Annotated in this window: 24 protein-coding genes; 16 read left to right on the forward strand and 8 right to left on the reverse strand. The window is 67.0% G+C overall.

Features of this window, described 5'->3' with window-relative positions; all coding sequences use genetic code 11:
* The first annotated feature begins 58 nt into the window (after positions 1-58).
* Both CYU89_RS17480 and CYU89_RS17485 read left to right on the forward strand, forming a co-directional pair.
* On the forward strand, positions 59-736 hold the full coding sequence (locus tag CYU89_RS17480; protein ID WP_296282812.1) for a hypothetical protein: 678 nt from the start codon (positions 59-61) through the stop codon (positions 734-736).
* Positions 733-1,152, forward strand: coding sequence for a hypothetical protein (locus CYU89_RS17485; protein WP_296282813.1), 420 nt, complete (start codon positions 733-735; stop codon positions 1,150-1,152). The genes CYU89_RS17480 and CYU89_RS17485 overlap by 4 nt, the downstream gene beginning before the upstream one ends.
* Positions 1,153-1,210: 58 nt before the next feature.
* Here CYU89_RS17485 and CYU89_RS17490 read toward each other — a convergent pair whose 3' ends face one another.
* The gene (locus tag CYU89_RS17490) at positions 1,211-1,681 is read right to left on the reverse strand and encodes a nuclear transport factor 2 family protein (RefSeq protein ID WP_296282814.1); all 471 of its coding nucleotides are present in this window, start codon (positions 1,679-1,681) and stop codon (positions 1,211-1,213) included.
* Positions 1,682-2,036: 355 nt separating this feature from the next.
* Here CYU89_RS17490 and CYU89_RS17495 point away from each other — a divergent pair, with 355 nt between their 5' ends.
* From CYU89_RS17495 to CYU89_RS17520, 6 genes are all read left to right on the forward strand, one after another.
* Positions 2,037-2,417, forward strand: a complete 381-nt coding sequence (locus CYU89_RS17495; RefSeq protein WP_296282815.1) for a hypothetical protein — start codon at positions 2,037-2,039, stop codon at positions 2,415-2,417.
* 574 nt (positions 2,418-2,991) lie between these two features.
* Positions 2,992-3,459 carry a hypothetical protein gene (locus CYU89_RS17500; RefSeq protein WP_296282816.1) on the forward strand — a complete coding sequence of 156 codons (468 nt, stop codon included), beginning with the start codon at positions 2,992-2,994 and terminating at the stop codon, positions 3,457-3,459.
* 247 nt (positions 3,460-3,706) lie between these two features.
* Positions 3,707-4,219: a hypothetical protein gene (locus CYU89_RS17505; RefSeq protein ID WP_296282817.1), complete on the forward strand. Its 513-nt coding sequence runs from the start codon at positions 3,707-3,709 to the stop codon at positions 4,217-4,219.
* Positions 4,220-4,344: 125 nt separating this feature from the next.
* Entirely contained in the window at positions 4,345-4,863 is a 519-nt protein-coding gene (locus tag CYU89_RS17510) for a hypothetical protein (protein WP_296282818.1), read from the forward strand.
* Positions 4,864-4,906: 43 nt separating this feature from the next.
* Positions 4,907-6,754 carry a hemolysin gene (locus CYU89_RS17515; RefSeq protein ID WP_296282819.1) on the forward strand — a complete coding sequence of 616 codons (1,848 nt, stop codon included), beginning with the start codon at positions 4,907-4,909 and terminating at the stop codon, positions 6,752-6,754.
* Positions 6,755-6,784: 30 nt separating this feature from the next.
* Positions 6,785-7,327: a hypothetical protein gene (locus tag CYU89_RS17520; RefSeq protein WP_296282820.1), complete on the forward strand. Its 543-nt coding sequence runs from the start codon at positions 6,785-6,787 to the stop codon at positions 7,325-7,327.
* 421 nt (positions 7,328-7,748) lie between these two features.
* On the opposite strand, the gene CYU89_RS17525 is transcribed toward CYU89_RS17520, so the two are convergent.
* The 3 genes from CYU89_RS17525 to CYU89_RS17535 all read right to left on the reverse strand — a co-directional run bounded on the left by CYU89_RS17525 (position 7,749) and on the right by CYU89_RS17535 (position 11,565).
* Positions 7,749-9,557 (reverse strand): serine hydrolase domain-containing protein, encoded by a 1,809-nt coding sequence (locus CYU89_RS17525; protein ID WP_296282821.1) that lies wholly within the window; start codon positions 9,555-9,557, stop codon positions 7,749-7,751.
* A 281-nt stretch (positions 9,558-9,838) separates the two neighbouring features.
* Positions 9,839-11,176 carry a M56 family metallopeptidase gene (locus tag CYU89_RS17530; RefSeq protein WP_296282822.1) on the reverse strand — a complete coding sequence of 446 codons (1,338 nt, stop codon included), beginning with the start codon at positions 11,174-11,176 and terminating at the stop codon, positions 9,839-9,841.
* A complete protein-coding gene (locus CYU89_RS17535; RefSeq protein ID WP_296282823.1) occupies positions 11,173-11,565 on the reverse strand; it encodes a BlaI/MecI/CopY family transcriptional regulator in 393 nt (130 codons plus the stop codon). Before CYU89_RS17535 ends, CYU89_RS17530 begins: the two co-directional genes overlap by 4 nt.
* Before the next feature lie 353 nt (positions 11,566-11,918).
* Between CYU89_RS17535 and CYU89_RS17540 the strand changes: the two genes are divergently transcribed.
* The gene (locus tag CYU89_RS17540) at positions 11,919-12,272 is read left to right on the forward strand and encodes an FKBP-type peptidyl-prolyl cis-trans isomerase (RefSeq protein ID WP_296282824.1); all 354 of its coding nucleotides are present in this window, start codon (positions 11,919-11,921) and stop codon (positions 12,270-12,272) included.
* Between the two features lie 152 nt (positions 12,273-12,424).
* The gene (locus CYU89_RS17545) at positions 12,425-12,925 is read left to right on the forward strand and encodes a transposase (protein WP_296282825.1); all 501 of its coding nucleotides are present in this window, start codon (positions 12,425-12,427) and stop codon (positions 12,923-12,925) included.
* Between the two features lie 36 nt (positions 12,926-12,961).
* Here the strand turns inward: CYU89_RS17545 and CYU89_RS17550 are convergent, their stop codons facing one another.
* Both CYU89_RS17550 and CYU89_RS17555 read right to left on the reverse strand, forming a co-directional pair.
* Positions 12,962-13,549, reverse strand: a complete 588-nt coding sequence (locus CYU89_RS17550) for a pyridoxamine 5'-phosphate oxidase family protein (protein ID WP_296282826.1) — start codon at positions 13,547-13,549, stop codon at positions 12,962-12,964.
* A gap of 123 nt (positions 13,550-13,672) precedes the next feature.
* Positions 13,673-15,124, reverse strand: a complete 1,452-nt coding sequence (locus CYU89_RS17555) for a M20/M25/M40 family metallo-hydrolase (protein ID WP_296282827.1) — start codon at positions 15,122-15,124, stop codon at positions 13,673-13,675.
* A 225-nt stretch (positions 15,125-15,349) separates the two neighbouring features.
* On the opposite strand from CYU89_RS17555, the gene CYU89_RS17560 reads away from it, so the two are divergent.
* The gene (locus CYU89_RS17560) at positions 15,350-15,604 is read left to right on the forward strand and encodes a DUF2789 domain-containing protein (RefSeq protein ID WP_296282828.1); all 255 of its coding nucleotides are present in this window, start codon (positions 15,350-15,352) and stop codon (positions 15,602-15,604) included.
* A 28-nt stretch (positions 15,605-15,632) separates the two neighbouring features.
* Here the strand turns inward: CYU89_RS17560 and CYU89_RS17565 are convergent, their stop codons facing one another.
* Together CYU89_RS17565 and CYU89_RS17570 are read right to left on the reverse strand one after the other, a co-directional pair.
* Positions 15,633-15,863 (reverse strand): hypothetical protein, encoded by a 231-nt coding sequence (locus CYU89_RS17565; RefSeq protein ID WP_296282829.1) that lies wholly within the window; start codon positions 15,861-15,863, stop codon positions 15,633-15,635.
* 46 nt (positions 15,864-15,909) lie between these two features.
* Positions 15,910-16,134 (reverse strand): hypothetical protein, encoded by a 225-nt coding sequence (locus CYU89_RS17570; protein ID WP_296282830.1) that lies wholly within the window; start codon positions 16,132-16,134, stop codon positions 15,910-15,912.
* Between the two features lie 294 nt (positions 16,135-16,428).
* Between CYU89_RS17570 and CYU89_RS17575 the strand changes: the two genes are divergently transcribed.
* From CYU89_RS17575 to CYU89_RS17595, 5 genes are all read left to right on the forward strand, one after another.
* Positions 16,429-18,732: a DUF11 domain-containing protein gene (locus CYU89_RS17575; RefSeq protein ID WP_296282831.1), complete on the forward strand. Its 2,304-nt coding sequence runs from the start codon at positions 16,429-16,431 to the stop codon at positions 18,730-18,732.
* A gap of 226 nt (positions 18,733-18,958) precedes the next feature.
* Positions 18,959-19,741, forward strand: coding sequence for a hypothetical protein (locus tag CYU89_RS17580; RefSeq protein ID WP_296282832.1), 783 nt, complete (start codon positions 18,959-18,961; stop codon positions 19,739-19,741).
* Positions 19,742-19,783: 42 nt separating this feature from the next.
* Positions 19,784-21,064, forward strand: a complete 1,281-nt coding sequence (locus CYU89_RS17585; protein ID WP_296282833.1) for a glutamate carboxypeptidase — start codon at positions 19,784-19,786, stop codon at positions 21,062-21,064.
* Positions 21,065-21,067: 3 nt separating this feature from the next.
* On the forward strand, positions 21,068-21,457 hold the full coding sequence (locus CYU89_RS17590; protein WP_296282834.1) for a hypothetical protein: 390 nt from the start codon (positions 21,068-21,070) through the stop codon (positions 21,455-21,457).
* Between the two features lie 107 nt (positions 21,458-21,564).
* Positions 21,565-22,752 (forward strand): CDP-glycerol glycerophosphotransferase family protein, encoded by a 1,188-nt coding sequence (locus tag CYU89_RS17595; protein WP_296282835.1) that lies wholly within the window; start codon positions 21,565-21,567, stop codon positions 22,750-22,752.
* Positions 22,753-22,782 lie beyond the last annotated feature (30 nt).

A 22,782-nucleotide genomic window follows, 5' to 3' on the forward strand; every position in this document is an offset into this window, starting at 1 on the left:
AGAGTACATTTTCGTGCACATGAATCGCTGACCAGCCCCGCCGGAAAGGACACCATGCATGACCACCGAGAACCCGTTGAGCTTCACCGAACTCGACCGCCGCCTTCGCGACATGCCGGACGGTCCCGCTGCGATCCTCGACACGCCGCCGCCCTACCGGATCGCCAACCTCATCGGTGGCGTGGCCGCCTTCCTGACCTTCGTCCCGTTCATCCTTATCCAGTTCATGCCGCCCGAACGCTGGATGGTGGTCTGGGCGCAAGTGGGCTTCTCCGTGTTCCTGCTGGCGCTGCTGCCCGGCCTCGCCCGGTCCTACGGCGTGTTGGGCTGGACGCTGTGGACGTGGCGCGCGGACCAGGTCAGCCAGCTCGACCACGACCTCCCGCAGTTCCGGACCCTGCTCGCGTGGCTGAGCGCACAACCGCAGCACGCCCTGGCCGAGCACCAAAGGGTGGCGCGGCTGACGCTGGCGCAGATCAGCGTGAGGATCGGCATGTTCACCGGCGGCCTGGAGCGTCTCGGCGTGCTGCCGGTCCTGGTCTCGGCTTGGCTGTTCCTGCGCAACTGGAAAGACCTGTTGGACATGCCGCTCTGGCAGCTGCTCCTCGGCTTCGGGCTGATGCTGTTCTATATCGTCATGACGGTGGGTAACCTCAAGCGCATCCGCCTGCAGCTCTACGAGTCGCTGCTGGCTGAAGCATTGGCGATGAAGGCGGCCTCCGGCACGGCACCATGAGCGAATCGCCCAACCCCTACGAAGCGCCGACCGCCGTGCTTCCGGCGCCTGACATTCCCCCGATGCCTTCCGTGTTGCTGGCGACACTGGCGTGCTACCTGGCGCATTACGTGCTTGAAGTGCTTTCACTGTGGAGCAGCGCATCCGTAGAGATGGGCATGTTCCTCGCCGTGGCCTCGGTCAACGGCGCTTACTGCCTCGCCATGTGCGTCGCCCTGTGGCGGCGATGGCAGTGGGCGAGGGTGTGGCTGGTGATGACGACGGTGATCGCGGCCTTCGTCCTGCTGATGCTGGTCCGGCGCGGCCTGTGGCTCACGGAATGGATGTCTACGCTGGCCTCCCTCCTGCGCATCGCCGTCGCCGGCATGCTTTTCCTGCCGCCCGTTCGCCGCTGGTTCGCACGCCGCCCCGGCTGACGTGGCCGCACGCTGAAACACGGGTCAGAGTACGTTTCTCTTCTAGCCGCCGAGCGCACTACTGAATCAGCGACTCGTGCGCCACCACGATGCGCCACCCCTCCGGCAGCTTCCGCCAGACGGACGTGGCCACTACCAGCACGCTCCCTTTCTTGCCATCGGGCATCGTGCTGGCCACCTCCATCGATTGCAGCGTGCTGACCACATCCGGCGCGATCACGGTGATCTCCGGCGCCGCGCGGTAGCGGTACACCGCATCGGACGTGCCGCCGGCCCACCACTCGTCCTGCTGGTCCCGCACCGTCTGCCACCCGCGCAGTGTCTGGTCGTCGAACTGCACCACGAGCGCATCGCCGCGCGCATAGAGCGCCATGAACCGGTCCGTGTCGTGCGCATTGGCCGCCGCCAGCATCTCGTCGAGCAGCGGCATCACTTGCGCCTGGACCGAAGGCGGGGCGTCGTCGGCGTGGGCGTAGCCCGGCGCGAGCAATGCGGCCACGAGCAGCAGTAGGTGCAGCAAGGTCTTCATGGGGGGGTCTCCGCAGCGTGAGGGAAGGGTGCGGTTCTCTGTTGCACCGCATGCAGCCTCGTGACGCGCCAGGCTTCCCCCTGCGTCGCATCGTAAGCCCGCCTTGAGCAACACGTGCGTGCGCCCCTCACCCGGACACATCCCGACAGGTAGCCCGGGGTAGGGGCAGCACGTACCGTCGGCCAGGGCCCGCCCGACGCGTGCGCGAAACAGGGGTCAGAGTAGTTTCTCGACTAGCCGACGAGGGCCCGATTGAATCAACGCCTCCTGCGTCACCACGATCCGCATCCAATACGCCATCGCTCACCGTAGCGAACCAGCCTGCCACCCACGGCACTCCCCCTCAGGATCTCCCATGCGCCGCGTCCTCGCTCTCGCCCTGCTGTCCACGGCTCCCGTCCTGGCCTGCGCCACACCGCTGGACGGCACCTGGCGCGTGGACCTGACCACCGATCCCGCCAAGCCTTACACCCAGCCCATGCAGCTGACCCTCAACGCCGACGGCACGGTGACCGGCAGCTTCTACAACAGCACCATCGAAGCCGGCCGCTGGAAAGACAGCCGCGGCCGCCTCTGCGCCAGCTTCCGCACCACCGACGGCGTCGGCCCGTACCACACCGCCATCTGCCTGACCGGCGACACCGCCACCGGCCAGACCTGGGCCGAACACCGCAACTTCCTGTTCAACTGGAACGCCGTGCGCGCGCCAACGGCCGAACCCGCGCCAACGCCCTGAGGGGCGCGCCACACGTCACCCTTCCTTGCCCCGGGTGCGGCCGTTGGCCTTACCCGGGCTACGCCGGTTTCTGCTCGCGCCCGCCTTCCGCAAACGTGGCGCGACTCATGTTCCGCACGTGAGATGGGGTTCCAGGCGCCATCCGTCTCCCATTCAGCACCATCGATGGAGCCCTGAGCTCCATCGATCAGGCTCGGAATCCCAAGCGCCGGGCTCTCCCATGCCGTCGATGGCTTTCCGAAAGCGATCGATCGCTTTCCAGAACCCATCGATCGCTCTCAGAAAGCCATCGCTCTCACATTGAAAGCCATCGATCGCTTTCAAAGACCCATCGATCGCTTTCCGGGAGCCATACCCTCGCTTTCCGAAAGCCATCCGCCAGGCAAAAAGCTCCGGACATCACAATCCGAAAGCGATCGATGGGATTCCGAGCCCGATCATCGGCATTCCGAGCCCCATCTCACTGCGCGCGCATCCTGCAAATGTGAAAGGCAATGCGCGCGCGTGCACGCTAGGCTGCGGTCGTCGGCGATGAACGCCGACGCGTCCTTTCAATGTGATCAATGGAGTGAACATGCCCCAGAACCGTATCTCCCTGCGCTTCGATGACGCCGACCTCGTCACCATCGAAGACGCCATCGCCACGCTCGAGCAGCGCTTCACCGGCCTGATCGGCCTGACCCCCGACGAGCGCCGCGAGCTGACCAAGATGGGCGACAAGTCCGAAGCCTTCTGCCGCCAGGCCGTCATCACCCTGGGCAAGCACCCCGACGTGCTGCCGCGCAACTTCGACGTGGACGAATACCGCGCCGACCTGGCCGCCCTCGACGCCCTGCGCCCGCTGCTCGCCCGCCTGCAGCGCGTCTACGACCGCATGGTCGACAGCGAAATGGCCCTCGGCAGCGACCTGATGGTCGCCTCCCTCGAAGGCTACGCCCACCTCAAGGTCGCCGGCCGCGGCGATGGTCTGGACACGCTGAAGGAGGCCCTGGGCGCCCGGTTCAACCGCAAGCGGCGGCAGGAGCCTGAGTCGGCGGCGTGAGCGCAGCACGATGCACGAAAGGCGAGCCTCGGCTCGCCTTTCGTGTCAGGTCGCCGTCGGACGTAGCCCGGGTAAGCGCAGCGCACCCGGTAGCGCGTTACACGGAGGCTTCCGATGCCGGCCCAAGCCGTCTGCCTGGTCAGGCCGTACAGCGCCGACAGAGCTATCCGCCATCGAAGCGCATCGAAACCAGACAGGGAGCAGATGCATGGTGAATGGAAATCGACTTGCAGGCCGCGGTCTTCGCGTGAGTCTGGTTGTCGGGTTATGTGCCGGCGTGGTCGCGTGCGCCTCCCGTCTACCCATCCGGGCTCATCAAGCGGATTTCAACGGCGCTTGGTCAGCAAAGTGGTGCGACCGGAACTACCCGGAAGACCCATGTGGAACGTTCGACCTGCATCTGGTTCAACGTGGGGAGCGGATCTGTGGCCAACACTTCGCCGCAGCGCCGAGGCTGTCCAAGCTGGAGGAAGGCGAGCCGGGCTCGGTGCTCGGCACGGTCGTTGGCAATGCAGCCGTCTTGGTGATCGACAACGCGCGAACCGGGGAGAAGAATGTCGCTGTCGTAACCCTTACACCCAAGCGCCTGCACTGGCGCGTGATCGGCACAGCGGCGCGAGGCGAGTGGCCCGGGGACAGCATCATCGGCGGAAAGTGGGTGCTGAGCGAAGACAAATCAGAGCACGCACTATCGACGTTGCATGATCTACAGGCGCTTCCCTGTCGATGGCCGGATGAGATCCCGTCTGACGAACCATGATTCAGGGCATAGCGCACCCAAGGTGTGTGCCCAGCATCAATACCATCGCCGGCAGGGCACATTACTGTGGCACTTACCCGTCTCTGGCAGACTGCCGACTGTCAGGACAAGGTCAGGAGGACCCCATGGCAATCCCAAGATTCACAATCCAAGCGTCTGCGCTTGCCTTGATCACGTCGTGCGCTGGATTGGGTGGTTGTGCGTCCACCTCACCTGCGCAGGCTGTTAAAGCAGATTTCAATGGCAATTGGTCAGTGCAATGGTGCGACAAGACCGACCCGGGCGCGGACTGTGGCGGGTTCAATGTCGATCTTTCCCAAGTAGGCGACAAGATCAGCGGCGAATCCTTCGGCGCGAGGGCGCGGCTTTCCCAGATCGACGAAGGTGGGGTTGTCCGCGGCGTCGCCATCGGCAATACGGCCATCCTGGCCATAGAAAGCATGCGTAGCGGCGGTATCTATCTCGTAGCGGCAACCATCGATGGTCGCTGCATGCATTGGAAGATGCGGGATACCATTCGTAGAAGCGAACGGGACATCGACATCATCGCGGGAGACGATGTACTGACAAAGTCGAGCAGTGCTCCGTCGGGCAATGAGCAGGAATCCGACTGCCGTGGTATCCCGATAAGAAGACAGGATTGAAACATGGATGACGACCATACAGCCACATCGCTGAGGTGACCACATGGATTACAGGGAAGTTGGCCAGGCGGAGTACGATCGCAAACTCCGCATGGTAATAGTTGGGTCCGAGGGCCTTCATCCGCACGCACAAGACATCGGTGATAACCGCGCGACAATAGGCTGGGGATATACCTTCAATCGGAACAACAATGTTGCGATCTGGCGAGAGAGTGGCATCGAGCTGACCCAGCAGCAGTGGCGAACATTGGCTGCAATCGATGCCGCTTCAGTCGACGACAGGACCAGAGTTGGTCTGACGTTCACGCGACAGCTGAATGCAGCCGAGTCCGACCAGTTGCTCCGGGCATCCATGTCGGAGTACGAGGGGCCGGCCAACCGCCTGCAGATGCCACTCTCTGATGAACGGATTGCCCTCGTTTCACTTGCCTACAATCGCGGCGTGGGAATGCTCAGTGGCATTCCCGGTAGTGGTGTTCCGGAGCACGCGATCATGGGTGCGGTTCGCGACGGTGATCGCGCAGAGGCGTGGTTCCAGATGCGCTATAACTGCTGGGGTAGCAACAACGAGGCGGAAGCTGGTCTTCGAAAGCGCCGGTTTGCCGAGGCGCAGGTGTTCGGCTTGTATGACGACCCTGGCAACGTCACATCTGGCGAAGCTCGTAACGTCTACCGCATGTATCAACTTCATCGCGACGAGATCGACCGCGTGGAGCGTGGTTTCGGGGTAACGGTTGACGGTGAAGCCGCCCGGCGGAATCGCATCGCACAGGCGAATCGCGATTATCCCGCGCTTGTCGATGAGTACGGAAGTGTTCCTAACATAGCGGATGCACTCGGACCGGCTCGCACTGCGCTTCTACGAGAGCTTCGACAGGAGTATCCGGATCTGGCCGATAGGCTGACCGACGCCAGTTTCAATGCGGGGCGCATTTACCTCGATCCCGGCAGAGACTTGCGCGATCGTGGTGAGGTCAACCTCGAATACCCTACAGATACCAACAGTGACCGCGTCAATAGTCGTAACGCCGCATTGAGGCGTGAGCAGCACAGCACCACGACGGAAGAGCTTGACCAGGACTATGCTGCAACTGTCGATTCGCGGCGTATGTCGCACGGGCAGAATCCACAGGAGATCGCAAGCAACGATCTGCTTATCGGTGAAGGCGGCAACGACACGCTGCGTGCCCACCGCGGCGATGACATCCTGATCGGCGGGCAGGGCCGCGACCGGATGGAAGGCGGTGAAGGCCGCGACACCTACGTGGTCGATGCCGGCGACTCCGTGATGGACAGCGACGGTGTGGGCGAGGTGCGGTGGGGCGGGCAGGCGCTGACGGGAGGCGCACGCATCGGATCCGATCCTGCCGATACCTACCGCAGCGACGATGGACGCTTCATATATTCTCTTGAGAACAACAACCTCACGGTTATCGATACCCTGGCTTCGGATCAGGCATTGCGCGAGCCTGCAGTGATCGAGAACTTCCAGAACGGCCAGTTGGGGATCACCTTGGGCGGGCCAGGCGACGTACGACCGCAGGCAGGTCCGTACCGTCCGGACGACCAGCAGCACGGACGGATGATCGAGGGAGGTCGAGGCCTCAGCGGCGCTGTCCCGCCCGTTCCAGCCCCCGCTCCTGACATCGAAGGTCGCCAAAGCCGACGTGATCCCGAGCACGGACCGTTCAACGATTCCTTCGTCAACAGAGCCTATGCGTCCCTGTTGAGCGGCGACAGCAAGGAACTTGACCGCGTTGCCATTGAGTTCTCCCACTCTCCAGAGGGGCTGCGCATGACGCAGACGGGCGACCAGATGCTGGCCCAGCAGCAGCTACTGGAGGAGCAGCAACGAGTCCAGGCACACCAGGGAACGGCAATGCGCATGTGATGCGCCCAACGAGCGCGTAGGAGTACAAGGATGAACAACGGCGACGCGGAAAGCGCCATCAAGGCCATCTTGATGCTGCGCTCGGAGATGGCTCAGCGAGAAGCGCGCATGAGCGCTTCTTTCAGTCAGCAGATGCAATCACTGCGGGAACACGTGGGCCAGTTCCGAGAGGAAGTGACGGGGATTGTCAGAGGTGCCAGCGCCCAGATCGCCACGGAAGCCAAGGACGCGGTTTCGCCCGTCGCCAGAGAATATGACCGCGCCGTATCGGCCACATCCGCGCGCCTGCAGGGGGCCAGCAAGACGGTCTGGATGTGGTTCGCCACCGCCGCTTCGATCCTGCTGCTGGTGCTGCTCGTCGGCTGGGCCGTACTGGGTTACTACCGCCGCGAACTTACCAGTGTCAAAGAGGAACTCGTGCGGTACGAAGAGGCCATTCCCGTCCTCCAGGCCTACTACGCATCCGATGTTGTCATCTGCGGCGACCGTGTGTGTGCCAACGTGGATCCCAAAGGACAGAGAGCCGGCGACAAGCGTCAATACCTGCAAGCGCGGCCACGAACACGCCAATAGGGTCCGGCAGGCCCAGAACGAGTGCAGTCTCATGCAGAAGGCGAGCTTCGGCTCGCCTTTTTTCTTCCAAGCGATTGAACAGCGCATCGGCCTACACAATTCGAGCCGCCACGCGTCCCGCCTGCCGAGCGATCGTTCACCCTGCATCTGCATCACGCCACTTTCAGCTCGGCCGCCTGTTCCGGTGCGCCGGCCACCGCGACCTGCGCGTGCTCCGGGCTCAGACTGACACCCTCGGCGCGCACCACCTCGATGCGGGTCACGCCCAGTAAGTCCACAGGGACAGGCCAGAGTACGTCTACAACCTCGCACATGGTGAAACGTACTCTGGCCCCGCTCCTTGCCCTTCTCCCCGCGTCCTGTTCTTGCAACCGCGTGCACAGGCTATTCGACTCCGCGTTCCGGCTTCGCAATGCGGCAGTTAGCGCACACCGTGTTGTTCTTCCCGGAACGTATACGACCGCTGCCCGTCATCCAGCACCAGCGTGCGCGCATCGTCGACTGCCGATGCCGTGAAGCGGAACCCCGCCAGGCCGGGCGTGATCGACTCCAGCACGACCCCGCTGTCGGAAGCCACCGATGCGACCTGCGTGCGCCAGCCGCCGGCGTCGAACCAGGTCTTCGACCCTTCGGTGGCGACGCGGATCGTGCCCAGCACGGGATGCGCATAGACCGGCGCCAGTGCCTGCAGGGTTTCCGCGGCAAGCGGCACGGTCAATGTGGCGCGATGCTGCTTGCGTTCGGCCTCCATGCGCGGCGGCACCGCCGCCAGCGCGGCCTCCGCCTGGGGGTCGAGATCGAACAGCAGCTCGCGGAAACGATCGACCAATACGCCGCGCAACGCCACGCCCGCATCGGCATTCGTCAGCAGCACGTAGCCGGCATTCCTTTCAGGGAACCAGGTCATCTCCGTCTGGTAGCCCGGCATGCTCCCGCCGTGCGTCACCTGCAGGATGCCGTGCCTTCGGTCCGTCTTCAGGCCCATGCCATACCACTGCTCCACGCCGCCGCGCGCCACCTGCCCCTTCAGGCGTTCCTGCAGCGCCGCGGTGCCGATGTAGCGGCGACCATCGGCAAGTCGCCCGCCGGCGAGTTCCATCTGCAGGTAGCGGTTGAGGTCGTCGACGTTGCTCCATGCACCGCCATCCGGGCGCATCACGATGGACATCCGGTTGAGGCCCATGTCCGCAACGACGGTCTCGCCGTCGAGGGTGGTGGCGTGCGGCGAGGCGACATTGCCCTGCATCGCCGCATCGAAATCGAACGTCGTTGCGGCCATGCCAAGCGGATCGAACACCAGTTCCTGCATCGCACGATCGTAAGCCTGGTCCAGCGGCAGCCCGGCATGCGCCACGTGGCCGCCAAGGTAGCCGCCGGCGACCGCCATCAGGTTCGAGTACTGGTAGAGCTCACCGATGCGTGCGGTTGGCTGGATTCCGGCCAGCACGCCGAGCACGTCATCGGGACTCATCTCGTCGCCGGAAAACGCCGTCTCCATGTCGTGTGCGGGAATCCCGCTGCAGGCACAGATCATGTGCCTGACCTGCAGGCGCTGCGTCAACGCGGCATCGCCGACCCTGAAGGATGGCAGCATCTTCGCCGCTGGCGCGTCCCACTCCAGCTTGCCCGCATCGACCAGCTTGGCCAGCATCAGCGAGGTCAGCGGCTTGGTGATCGAGGCGGTCAGGAAGCGCGTGGACGCATCGACCTCTAGGTCGCCGCCGACGTCGCGGACGCCAAGCCCGCCCGCATACTTCACTTCGCCGTCCTGCACGACGCCCAGGCCGATGCCGGGAATCCCGAGGCGAACCCGTGCGTCCTCCACGAACTGCACGAGGCGGGCGATCCGTGCGGCATCGAACGTCTGCACCTTCCTGCCGACGAGCGTCTCGGGCACATAACCCTTCGCACGCAGGCTCGACAGCACTCGGGTGACCTGCGGTTCGCGGCGATCCATCACCGTCGCCGGCATGTCGATGATCACCGCGATCCAGGTGTCGCCTCCCTGCAGCAGCTGCGCACGCAGAAACCGGTCAGGACCTTCTTCGCTTTCATAGGTGTAGCTTTGGATGGACGACCAGCCGTCGCGCAGGGGTCGGTCGCGGCGGCTGCGCAAGGTGGCCACCTCGGTGGGCCGGTATGCCTTCCATGCCCGCGCGATGGCCTGCTCCGCGGGGCCGGAATCGACATCCACGAGCGCGATCCTCGCGTCATCGGCCGGGACCCGCATCAGGACCCGCCTGCCCGAGGCCTCGACGCTCCAGCCTGCCGGTGTGATGAAAGGGATACCGGAAACGGTGCGGCCCCATGTGTCTTCCTGCAGCACCCGAGCGTCATCAGGCAACACCGGATCGACGCGACCTGAAGCGACGGCCGCGCTTGTCTGGAGCAAAAGGAATCCCGTGGCGGCCAGAAGCCACCCGACGTGTCGTTTCATGGAAAGAACCCCTTGGTTGTGAGGCTTGGGTTACGGTTGTTGGCTCGGCGCCATCATGGGCGTGCGCGATGTGGCTATGGATTGCCGAGTGCGGCTCTTGCGGTCAGGAAACGGGCTTCTGCTTGCGCCGATGCCTCGCGGAAGCGGGATTCGTTGTCTGCGAACAGGCGGTTGTAACGCGCGTTCAAGCGCTCGAGGCGCGCGTCCTTACCGTCGTCCGGCGGTGCTTCCGCGAGGGCATTCGACTCACGGGTGTAGGGCTCGGTGAGACTGAGCAAGGTCTGCGTATAGCGGTCATGCCGTTCGTACACGGCACGGGAGTGCCGGTCATGCAGGTCCAGCAGGGCCGCTTCATGCTGGGGCACGGCCTGACCATGGCGCGCGGCGACCGTCGCCGACGCATCGACGGCCTGCCGCACCCCGACATCCGGTGCCGCGAGTGAAGCCCCGATGCACAGCAGCATCAGCGCTCCCGTCATGCTCGGCAGCAGCATCCTGCCCATGCGGGAGGGGGAATCTGGCGACTCGATGATCGCGTCGATGCGGCGCTCGAGCGTCGAGAGCGACGCGGCGGCGCACAGCGCCTGGGCGCTGGCGTGCTGCGGGGCAGGGACCAGGTGCGTGATCGAGTCGAGCAGGGCGTCGGCATAGTCCGTCGGCGCACCGAACGCGCGGGCCGCGCGAATGTCGCAGGCCACCTCGCGGGCGGCATCGGCGGCCCTGCCGAGCTTGCGAACCAGCGGATTCCACCAGAACACGGCCTCGCCCAGGCGCTGGACGAGCAGCGCGTGGACATCCCTGCGCTGGTGATGGGTGGCCTCATGCAGCACCACGGCCCGCACCGCGTCCGGGGGCAGGTCCAGCGCCATCGCCCGGGGCAGGAGGATCTTGCGCTGCAGGATGCCGATGGCGGCGGGACCGAAAGCGGGAGTCACGAGGATGTCCACATCTGTCGGTATCAGCGGCCTGCAGGCATCTTCCAATCCGCGCGCGCGGTATGACGATGCCACGATCCGGCGCAGGCCGAAGTGCGCAACGAGCAAACGTACGACGTGCCACGCGGCGCCGGACAGCCATACCGCAAGAAGGAGCACGGCGAATGCGGGGGTGATACCGATGCCCGTCAGCGCAGCTGACTGCGCGGACGTCGCCGGCAGGTCCGCGAGGCGGGGCGCAGCGGTTTCGACGCCACCGACCATCTGCAAGGTGGGCGCGAACAGCCCCCCCGCCTGCAGCGCAACCGCCGGACCCAGGACCACCAGCGCGAATGCGAGCAACAGCAGCCCTGCGCGTCGTTCCGGCGCGATCGCGCGCAACCGCGACGTCATGCAGGCGACCGGCACGATGAGCAGGCTCGCAAGCAAGTGCGCGCTTCCCACCTGCAGGAGCCAGTCCGCCGTTGCGCTGATCATTTGCCGGCCTTGGCGCGGGCGCGCCGCACCTTGTCGCGCAAGGCGTCGATCTTCGCCGGATCGAGGTCATGGTGCTCCAGCAGGTGCACCGCCAACGCATCCGGCGAGCCGTCGAACAGCTGCGCCATGAGGTTGTGCAGTGCGCGGTCCCGGACGTCGGTCTTGGTCAGGGTAGGACGATAGATGAAGGCCCGGCCCTCCTGCCGGAACTCGACCAGTTCCTTCCTGTGCAGGACGCCGAGCATGGTCAATACCGTGGTGTAGGCGACCGGCTTGTGCCGGGCCAATCCATTGGCGACATCACGGACGGAGCCTTCGCCAAGCTCCCACAGGACCTCGAGGATGGCCTGCTCGGCCTCGGTCACGGATGCGGAAAGGGGACGGGCCATGGAGAACCACTAATTCTGTAGTTGTCGCCAGCTTATGGGCAGCGAGATCGGCCTGTCAACTATCGAATTAGTCGTCGGGAAGAGAGGGGAGATCCACTCTGTTTTTCAGGCAGGAAAGGACTGAGGTCATCTTTCGGACCCTGAGGGCATCGCCCTCAAAGCACCCCGAAGTCCAACCGCGATTGCCGGAAGCAGGGGCCAGCGTGTTTCTCCTCTCGCGCCTGGCGACATGTAGTCCGATCCCTTTTTCCAACGGGATCCGCACCCTTTGCACGGTGAGCCGGGCGCCGGCCCACATGCCTCGGGCGATAAACTACCGCCACGAACATACCCATCCCCACGAGGAGCTCCACATGGCATTCACCACCACCGCCTCCGGCCTGCAGTACGAAGACACCGTCGTCGGCAGCGGCGTCGAGGCCAAGCCCGGCAGCAACGTCACCGTGCACTACACCGGCTGGCTGTACGAGAACGGCGAGCAGGGCGCGAAGTTCGATTCCAGCAAGGACCGCGACGAGCCCTTCATCTTTCCCCTCGGCCACGGCATGGTCATCAAGGGCTGGGACGAAGGCGTGCAGGGCATGAAGGTCGGCGGCCAGCGCACCCTCATCATCCCCGCCACCCTCGGCTACGGCGCCCGCGGCGCTGGCGGCGTCATCCCGCCCAATGCCACGCTGAAGTTCGACGTGGAACTGCTGGGGACCTGAGCCAATCGATCTGCGTAGCCCGGGTAAGCGCAGCGCACCCGGGGTGCTTCACACGTAACCCTTCCCATCCCCGGGTGCGGCCTTTGGCCTTACCCGGGCTACGGAGTCTTGTCGGGGGTCTGCAGGGCACGGGTTTCCGTTATGGTCGCGGCATGGTCAGGTATCGCCGCAATCGGATTGCTGGCGCAACGTACTTCTTCACCGTCACGTTGCGGGACCGCAGGAGTGATCTTCTCGTCCGCGAGGTCGATGCGTTGCGCGCTGCCTGGCGTGCGGCCGCCAAGCGCGTACCTCACGTGGTGATCGCCGCCGTCGTGCTTCCCGATCACTTGCACGCCGTGATCCGCATGGCCGATGCGACCGCGGACTATCCGCGCCTGTGGCAGGACATCAAGAAGGGCTTCACTCGTCGTGTCGTGCCGGCCGGTGGGCGATCGCCGTGGCAGCCGCGCTACTGGGAACGCACCGTGCGCGACGAAGCCGAGTTGCAGGCACTTGTCGACTACGTGCACATCAATCCCGTCAAGCATGGCCTGGTAGAGACCGTCGCCGCATGGCCGCATTCCAGCGTTCACCGTTTTATGGCGCGAGGCGTGCTGCCAAACGACCGGGCGGGGATAGGTGACGTGAAGACGGGAACGGGCGAGCCGTAGCGCTCGCGGACCCCGGGTGCGCTGCGCTTACCCGGGCTACGGATGGGACGTCCCTCGCATCGCCGCCACCTGCGCCTCCAGCTCGGCGATGCGCGCGTCGCGTTCGGCGAGGGCGCGCTGCACGTCCTCCGCCTCGAAGCGCATGGGGATGTACTTCGGGCAGTTCCAGTCGAAGGCTTCGACGTGGATCGTCATGGTGCGTTCGGTGCGTGCTTCGCCTGGCGACTCTTCCACGCTCAGTCTTCCCAGCAACTTCAATCGCTGCCGGTGCGTGTAGTCCATCAGGATCAACGCCACGCGGTCGTCGTTGGCGACGTTGCCCACGCTGATGAACTGGCGGTTGCCGGGCAGGTCGGTGAACATCAGTGTCTTCGCATCGACCACGCGCAGGAAACCCGGCGCGCCTCCCCGGTGCTGCACGTACGGCCAGCCGGTTTCCGACACGGTCGCCATGTAGAAACTGCGCTGCGCATGGATGAAGGCGGCTTCGTCAGCGCCGAGTTCGGCATTTCGCACCTCGTCGCCGGACTCGAAAGCGCGTGCGTACTGCGCGTGGCTGCCGTCGCGCGCCTGCGCGTCGCGGACCGCGGGGGTGAAGGCGATGTTCGCGAAGGCGTGTCTCATCTCGTTCTCCAAAGACGGATTGCGTTGGCGTAGCCCGGGTAAGCGCAGCGCGTCTGGGGCGCTTTACACGTGACGGTTCTGATATCCGGGTGCGGCCCTCGACCTTGCCCTGGCCACGCAGGCTCACTGCACCGGCAGCACCTGCGCCGGCCCACCGGTGACGCGCGCGCCTGCCGTCTTCGCCGTCTCGCCGAGGTACGCCAGGGCGAACTGCGCGAACTTGACGCTGTGCTGCGCCGACTCGCCCATCGTCGCCAGCGTGTCCTGCGGGGTGTGGATGTAGGGGAAGCTGCCGCCCGGTCCGCCCGCTTCGAACATCATCGCCGCCGGATAGCCCGCGTTGGTCCACGACGCGTGGTCTGAACAGGCATAACCGCACGCGGTGCTGCTGCGGGTCAGGCCCCTCGGCGCAAGGTAGGCGTCGAACAGCGTGAGGAAGAAATTCTTCAGGTCCGCATTGGAGTAGTCGCTGATCAGCTTCATGTCGGTGACGGTGCCGGACTTGTAGTTGGTCATGTCCACCTGCAGCACGCTGACGACGTTGACGCCGCCGGCACGGAACGACTGTGCGATGGCATTGGAGCCGCGCAGGCCGACTTCTTCCGCCGCATAACCCATGAACTTCACCGTGCGCCGCGGCTTCCAGCCGTCCGCCAGCGCGATGCGCAAGGTCTCGGTGAGCGTGGCGATGCCGGACGCATCGTCGTCGGCCCCCGGCGCCAGTTGGTTGGGGTCGGTGTAGGTGTTGGCGTTGATCGAGTCCAGGTGCGCACCGAGCACCACCACTTCATTGGGCAGTTCAGCACCGCGGATCGTGAGGATGACCGAGGGCTGGGTGCTGCAGTTCGCGCAGGCGGTGAACAGCTCGGTGGTCACGTCGTCGCGGCCAGCGGCGATCGACTGCCAGTGGCTGCGGATCCATTCGGCCGACGTCTTGCCATGCGTGCTGGCGTAGTAGCGGTTGCGGTAGCTGGAGAGGTGGTTGATGGTGTCGTACAGGCGGCGCTCCTGCACCTGCGGCAGCCAGCGGTCGACGGTGGCCTGGTTGTCGAGCGTGTAGCGGGCGAGCACCGTCTTCGTCATCGCCTGCTTCGCGCGATCCGCGCCGACGAACGCCTCGGCCTCGGCGCGCGTGGGAAAGGCGAAGTACCCGCCACAGCGGCGCTCACGCGTGTGCACGTAGTGGCTGATCTCGCCCAGGCGATCGGCCCGCGTTTCGGCGACCACCAGCGTCTTGCCGGTGCTGTCGCCGCGCGCGACCGCTGCGCGCACCAGGCCACGGATACCCTGATGCGTCTCGCGCGAGGTCACGATGTACACCGGCGCGAACGGATCGGTCTGCAGCTTTGAGGTCGTCGTCGCGTGCGGGGTCGCCATTCCGGCGGGGTGCGCGCGATGCAGGCGGGGCGTTTCTGCGGCGTCTCCAGCACGCAGCGCGTTCCCTCGCATGACGACGGCGACAGGCGCGCGGACGGTGAGTGCCTTCTCCACCCGCGGCACGTCCGATCGCAACAGCACGACGCCGAGCATCACGAAGACCAGCAATATCGACGGGCCCGGCAAGAACGGTTTCATCGTGGCATCCCCCCGGATGACAGCCTGCAAGTGGCGGCTGCCACGCTACCACTTCCGATCTGGGTCCTCGCGTGCAGGAAGGCAGGCGTGACGCTGCCTGGCCCGGGTATTGGAAGGGCATCCGGGAGGCATGCACGTCGTGATCCTGCGTCCGCGCCGCACCTCCGTCACGGGCTTCACACGGCGCCGGCTAGGCTGAATCTTCTCCCCCCACGAAGCAACGCCATGGAACCGACCGTCCACCCGTTCTCCGACCTGTTCGCTCAGCTCGGCCTGCCCAACGACACCGCCAGCATCCAGCAGTTCATCGCCACGCATTCGCCGCTGCCCAACGGCATGCGCCTGGAGGAGGCGCCGTTCTGGTCGCCGGCGCAGTCGCAACTGCTGCGCGAGGAGCGGCTGGACGATGCCGACTGGGCGATGGTGGTGGATCGCCTGAACGTGGCGCTGCACGACGACGGCACGTCGCCCGCCGCATGATGCCGGCGGGCAGGACGGCGGTGACCGCTCAGTCCGGCTGACCGGCCCGCTTGCGTGCGGCGGCGAGCAGGGCATGCAGCAGCGGTTCGCCGACTATCTCGCGCATGTGCGCCTGGCATGTCGCGCTGCGCAGGAAGCGCGCGTACGGCATGGCGTTGCCGCCGTAGGGCGCGCGCGTCCCGGTGTCACGGGAGAAACGCAGGCGGGTGGCAGCGCGTTCGACTACGTGGTGTTCCTCGCCGCGCGTCGCCCGGTACATGCGCGCCGGTTGCGCCGCGCCGGGCGAGGGGCCGTCCGGCTCGCCGTCATCCCGCGCTCCATCCGTTCGCCCTGGCCAGCGCGATGGCGGCGTTCTCGGCGGCCTCGCGCGTGGCATGGCGGCTGCGCGTGACCACGTCGGCGCGGGCGCGCCCCTCGGCGATGCGGAACATGGCGCGGCCCTGCCAGTAGGACGCGCCCAGCGCGTCGGTGCGTTGCAGGGTCTGTACGGTCAGCTGGCGCCCGTCCTCGGTGATGGTCTTCACGCTCATGACGGGACTTTACCCCCGCCGGGTCGCTGGCCGCACGTCGTCGCACCGGGTCTGCCCAGGCGCCGCCGCGCAGCGGCAGGATGGACAAATGTGAACCGAGGGTGGTGTTACGGGACGAGCGATATCGCCGTTACCGTTCGGTGTGCCCGCCGTACCGTCCGTCGCTCCGCGTGCAGGGAAGGGGTGGGGCAGCGCCCCATCGATGTGACACCATGGTCTGAAACGCGTATTACGTCACAGATCGGAGTAGGCATGGGGTGCGGCTCAGGGGGAGGGAACGAGGGATGCGTTCCGTTGGCAGCGACGGTGGCAGGCAGCACGGCGTCATCGCGGCTGGACGCAGACAGGGCACGCGGGCGGAGCCTTGCGGGCCGCCGGGTCGCCGCACTGCTGGTGCTGGCGATGGCGGTCGTGCCGATGGCGCAGGCGCAGGTCTTCCGTGCGTTCGAGCAGCGCTACACCACCACGCTCAACGGTGACCTGGTGTTCTTGGCCAATAGCAGCATGACGTGCAACAGCACGAGCGGCAGCTGCACCGGCGCCACCAACGATGCGCAGACGATGGTGGCGACCAAGCTGGCGGCCGATGCGGCCGACGGCACCATCTCCAATTCCAGCAGCGCGAACCTGGCGGCCACCGACCTGCCGGCCGGCGCGCAGGTGGTCCGCGCCATGCTGTACTGGGGTGGCCTGGTCGCCAGCAATGCGGGCAGCCAGCCCACCCCCTCGCCGGCCGCGACCCCGATCCGCTTCGGCCGCCCGGGGCTGGGCTACCAGACCCTCGTCCCGGCCAGCTGCGACGTATCGCCGCGCTCCACCATCTGGGGTACCGCGCAGCCCCACCATGTCTACGGATGCCGCGCGGATGTCACCGCGGCCGTGCAGGCCAGCGGCACCGGCACCTACCGCGTGGCCAACCTGCCGTTGCAGACCGGCCTGGTGAACCGCTTCGGCGGGTGGACGCTGGTGCTGGTGGTGCAGAACCCGTCGCGCCCGCTGCGCAACTTCACCATCAACGATGGCCTGGCGGCCATCGCGACCACCGGCTCGAATCCGGTCAACCAGGTGTCGCTGACCGTATCGGGGTTCCGCACGCCGTTGAGCGGCACCGTGTCCGCGCAGCTGGGCTGGATGGCGATGGACGGCGACCGCGGTGCGGCGGATGGCTTCACCTTCCAGGGGCAGGGATCGTCCACCGTCAACGTGTCCGACGCATGCAACCCGGCGGGCGACGTGTTCAATTCCAGCATCTGCCGGCTGGGCACCACGGTGACGCAGCGCAGTGTCGCCAACAACAACCTGGCCAACACGCTGGGTTTCGACGCCGACATCGTGCAACTGGCGAACACCGGCAACACGGCGTTGGCCAACGGCGCCACCACGGCCACACTGACGGCGCGCACCAGCAGCGAGGGCTATGCGATCTCGCTGCTGACCACGGCGATCGACGTGTTCCAGCCGGCGGTCGATGCGGCCACGGCGAAAAGCCAGGCGAACCTGACCAACCCGGGATTGCCGGCCGGGCAGGCGCGCGCGGGCGACCGCATCCGCTACACGATCACCCTACAGAACACCGGGCAGGACAACGCCGTGGACGTGTCGATCCGCGATGCCATCCCGGCGAACACCGAGTACGAGGCCGGCAGCCTGCAGGTGACGGCGGGTGCCGACGCCGGTACGCGCACGGACAGCAGCGGCGACGATGCGGCGGAAGTCGCGTCGGGCACGGGCGTGTTCCGCGTCGGCACGGGCGCCAGCGCGAGCCAGGGCGGCGTGCTGCGCTGCCTCACCTGCGTAGGCACCCAGCCGACCTCGACCACGGTGACCTTCGTCGTGCGCGTGCGCGCCGATGCGCCCGACGGCACCGTGGTGCGCAACGTGGCGCAGGTGCGCTACACCGGTGCGTCAAGCGGTGAGGTCTTCAACGACACCACCAACACCACCGAACTGCGTGTGCAGGCGCCGCCGCGGCTGACGCTGGTGAAGACGATCGCAGGGCGTGCGGTGGCGACCGACCAGTTCACCGTCGCGATCGACAACGGCGGGCCCAGCGCGACCACCAGCGGCACGGCCGCGACGGTGTCGACGACGACGTTCGTGGCGACGGCGGGCACCACCTACACGCTGTCGGAAAGCGCCGCCGGTTCGCCCGTCGCCGATCTGGCGCTGTACGACACCCGCTACAGCTGCGTGAACAGCATCGCCGGCACCACCGATGTTCCGCCCGGTCAGGGACGCAGCTTCCAGGTGACGCCGGTAGCGGGCGACGAACTGACCTGCACCTTCGTCAACACGCCGCGCGCCGTCGACATTGCGGTCACCAAGACCAGCGCGGTCACCGAGGTGGTGCAGGGCAGCGTCATCGACTACACGGTGACCGTGGCGCACCTGAGCGGCAGCATCGCGGCCGATGGCGCCGTGGTGCACGACACGCCGGGCGCGGGACTGAGCGCCTGCCTGGTCACCGGATGCACGCCGAGTGGCGGCGGAACCTGCCCGGCGACGCCGGGGGACTTGCTGGGCGCGGCAGGCGCGGCGATTCCGTTGTTGCCGCCGGGCGGACGGGTGGCGTTCGCGGTGCGCTGCACGGCGGACTGAGCACGCGTACGGCGCGCCGGCGCGCGTCGTCGGGCGCTCCCTGCCTGCGCGCTCGCGGCACCTGGCGTCCGCCCATCCGCGCATGTGTCCCGCGGGTGGCACGGGTCGCCGGTTGGTGCTACACAGGCGGCGGGGCCCGCGACGCGGTCGCGGTGCCGCCGCCCGTCGCGTGTCGACGGTCCCCGTGTCGCGGGGGCTGGCGCGGCGGCCACCACGAGGGAACGGCATGACGATCAGTGGACGCGGCTGGGTGCTGGCGGGATGCGCGTGCATGGCGCCGGTGACGGCGCTGGCGCAGCAGGCGCACGATGCGGATGCCTGGACGTTCCGGCTGACGCCGTACGTGTGGGGCTCATCGACCGACGGCACGTTCGCGCATGCGCGGCTGCCGGTGGACGTGCGTACCTCGAAGAGCTTCCGCGATTCGCTGGAGGAACTCGACGCAGGCGCGATGGGCGCGTTCGAAGCGCGCAAGGGCCGGCACGGCCTGCTGCTCGACGGCCAGTTCGCCAAACTCTCCAGCACCGTACAGGTGCCGGTCGCCGGTGCGGCACTGCCGGTCCGCCTGAAGACGCGCACCACCAGCGGGCTGGTGGCGTGGCGTTACGGCCTGGTCGAACGCGACGCCACGCACTTGGACCTGGTGGCCGGCGTGCGCGTGTGGTCGGCGCGCGTGCGCATCGCGTACGCAGTGCCCGTGCCGACACCGCCGCCGATCCCGCAGCAATACGCCGGCGAGCAGTCGCATCGCTGGGTGGACGCGCAGGTGGGCGTGAAGGGACGGCACGGATTCGGCAACGGTGTGTTCGTCGGCGGCTGGGTGCTGGCCGGGGCGGGCGAATCCGACCTGTCCACCGACCTCATGCTGCTGGCCGGCTACGACATCAACGAGCGCTTCGCTGTGATCGCCGGCTACCGGCGGTTGTCGACCGACTTCGAGACGTCGGGAGGCTTCCGCTTCGACACCACCATGCAGGGACCCGGCCTGGGCATCGAATACCGGTTCTGACCGCCATCATCGCGCCGCGCTCGCGGCCACAGGAGTGACGCCATGGGGATCGCACGTACCGCGCTTTGCACCGCCATGTGGATGATGGGCGCCGCCGGCCTCGCCGCGCCGGCCCACGCCGCGCCCGCCGATGAAGCGCTGCGGAGCGCCGCCACGAAGGAACAGCCAGCGGTGATCGACACGCTGCGTGAACTGGTGACGACGGAATCCGGGTCGACCGACCACGAAGGTGTCGCCACGGTGATGACCTATCTGGAACAGCGGCTGCGCACGCTGGACGCCAACGTCGACCGCGTGGCGTCGGCCACCGGTGGTCCCGATCTGGTGCGCGGCGTGTTCACCGGCAACGGCGCGCTGAAGGTGATGCTGATCGCCCACGCCGACACCGTGTACGACCGCGGCACGCTGGCGAAAGAGCCGTACCACCAAAAAGGCAACCTGCTCTACGGTCCCGGCATTGCCGACGACAAGGGCGGCATCGCGGTGATCCTGCATGCGATGGCGTTGCTGAAGGCGCGCGGATGGAGCGACTACGCAGTGGTGACCGTGCTGTTCAATCCCGACGAGGAGATCGGTTCGCCCGGCTCGGGCGAGACCATCGCCACGCTGGCGGCGGAGCACGACGTGGTGCTGTCGTTCGAACCCTCGCCGGCCAAGGCGGTGATCGAACATGAAGGCGTGCTGCTGAGCGCGGCCGGCACGTCGCAGGTGCGGATGACCGTGCAGGGCCTGTCCGCGCATGCCGGCGCGGCACCCGAGCAGGGCCGCAACGCGCTGGTCGAACTGGCGCACCAGGTGCTGCAGACCAAGGATGTCGCGGCCGGCGTGCCCGGCGCGCAACTCAACTGGACGACGGCCAGTGCGGGAACCGCGCGCAACCAGATCCCCGAGCGCGCCGAAGCGGGCGGCGACGTGCGCGTGATGCAGGCCGACAGCAACGACAACCTGCTGGCCGCGCTGCAGGCCAAGGTGAAGGAGAGTCCGCTGGTTCCCGACACCACCACCACGGTGACGCTGGAACCGCTGCGCCCCATCTATGTAGCCGGCGAACGCGGCCGCGCATTGGCCGACCTGGCGCGCGCGATCTATGGCGAACTGGATGGTCGCACGTTGCTCATGCATCCCACCACCAATGGCGGCACCGACGCCGGGTTCGCCGGGCGCTCCGGCAAGGCGGCGGTACTCGAAGGCCTGGGCCTGGCGGGCTGGGGCTATCACGCACGCAACGAGTACATCGAGATCGATTCCATTCCACCGCGCCTTTATCTGGCGTCGCGGATGCTGATCGAACTGGGCAAGCGCGCGCACGCGCCTTCACGCTGACGCATGGCGCAGGGCGATCCGCCGACACGGGTGCCGAAGACGTACGAGCACGTCCCGCCGCTGCTGCGCGGACTGGGCTTCAGCCTGGTGCTGCTCACCAGCCTGGTGGTCGGCGTGGCCGAGCATCGCCAGGAAGTGAAGAGCCACCAGCGCGTGACCCTGTTGCGCGCGCAGCTGCACGACGACACCACCCTTGCCGATGGCCGCCGCCCTCCGGAAGCGATCGTGCGCGAACTGCGGCTGCTCCGCCTGCAACTGCAGGAACAGGACCTGGCCGAGCGCGTGTTCGAGAACCGGTGGTTCCAGCTGCTCGGCATCGTGGCCAGCGCGCTGATCGCCGCCTCGTTCCTCTGCGAGGCATGGCTGCGCTGGCCACGGCGCGCGCGCCGGTAGGCGCACGCCCGGCTTGCCAAGCCGGGGCCCCACCCACACAGTGGCGGGGCCGCGCCGTGCTGCCGATCCCCGGCAGAAGGGCCGGGCGGCAGTGCATGGATGCAGGCATGGAACCGGGATACGTCGGCGGGCGGAGCGAGGACATCGGCTGGGGACGGCGTGCGCGCCTGATGCTGGAGCTGGCCGCGGTGCCCCGACGCGTCAGGCTGCCGACATCGCCGGTGCGCGACGATCCGGCATCGCCGCGGCGTTGGGCGATGCTCGTGTCCGAACGCTATTCGCTGCCCATCCTGCGTCCCGTCGCGGCGCGCGCGCTGGCACGGGGCGACCAGGTCGCATGGATCGTGCGCGACGCACTGGCGCCGGCGCTGGGGCCCGACGAAACACGCGTGCGCAGCTTCGCGGCGTTGCGGTCGTTCGCACCGGAGGCGGTGTTCGCGACGGTCGACCGCATTCCGCCCTGGTTGCCCGGGCTGCAGGTGCAGCTGTTCCATGGCTTGAACCTGCACAAGCGTGATCCCTCGCTCGGCCAGTTCCGCATGCAGGATCTCTACGATCTGTACTGCACGCACGGCCCCGCGACCACGCAGCCGCTGCAGGCGCTGGCGCATGATCACGGCGGATTCGTCGTGGTGGAAACCGGCTGGCCGAAGCTCGATCCGCTGTTCCGGGCGCCGGGTCAAGGCGCGCACGAGATGCGTCGCGTCGCGGCCGGGCGTCCCGTGGTGATGTATGCGTCGACCTTCAACGCACCGCTGAGCCAGGCGCCCGAATGCCTGCCGGTGATCGCCGCGCTGGTGGCGCGCGGCGACCGCTACTGGCTGCTGACCCTGCACCCGATGGCGCCGCCCGCGCTGCGGGACCGTTATCGCCGGCTGGCCGGCCCGCATGCGTGCTTCGTGGAGACCGAAGACATGACCGACATGCTCCACGCGGCCGACGTGCTGGTCTGCGACACGTCGTCGGTGATCGAGGAATTCGCGCTGCTGGGCAAGCCGGTGGTCGCCGTCCGCCATCGTCGTCCGCAGGCGTTCATGCATGCGGTATCGGCGCCGCAGGCCATCGACGCCGCGGTCAGTGCCGCGCTCGCCGATCCGCAGCAGCGGCGCGCGCATGCCGATGCCTACACGGCAGGCCTCCATCCCGCGCGTGATGGCGGGGCGGCGGATCGCGTGCTGGATGCCGCGGCCGCCGTCCTGCGCGGCGCGCACGTGGCCGTGCGGCCCCGCAGGCGCCCGCTCTGGCGTCGCGCGTGGCGGTCATGGAGGATGTTGCGCGAACTGTTGCCAGGATGATGGATGGATGGAAGAGGGAATAGGGAAGAC

Origin of the sequence: Pseudoxanthomonas sp. (genome assembly GCF_002863005.1) — a bacterium.
Lineage (GTDB): Bacteria > Pseudomonadota > Gammaproteobacteria > Xanthomonadales > Xanthomonadaceae > Pseudoxanthomonas_A.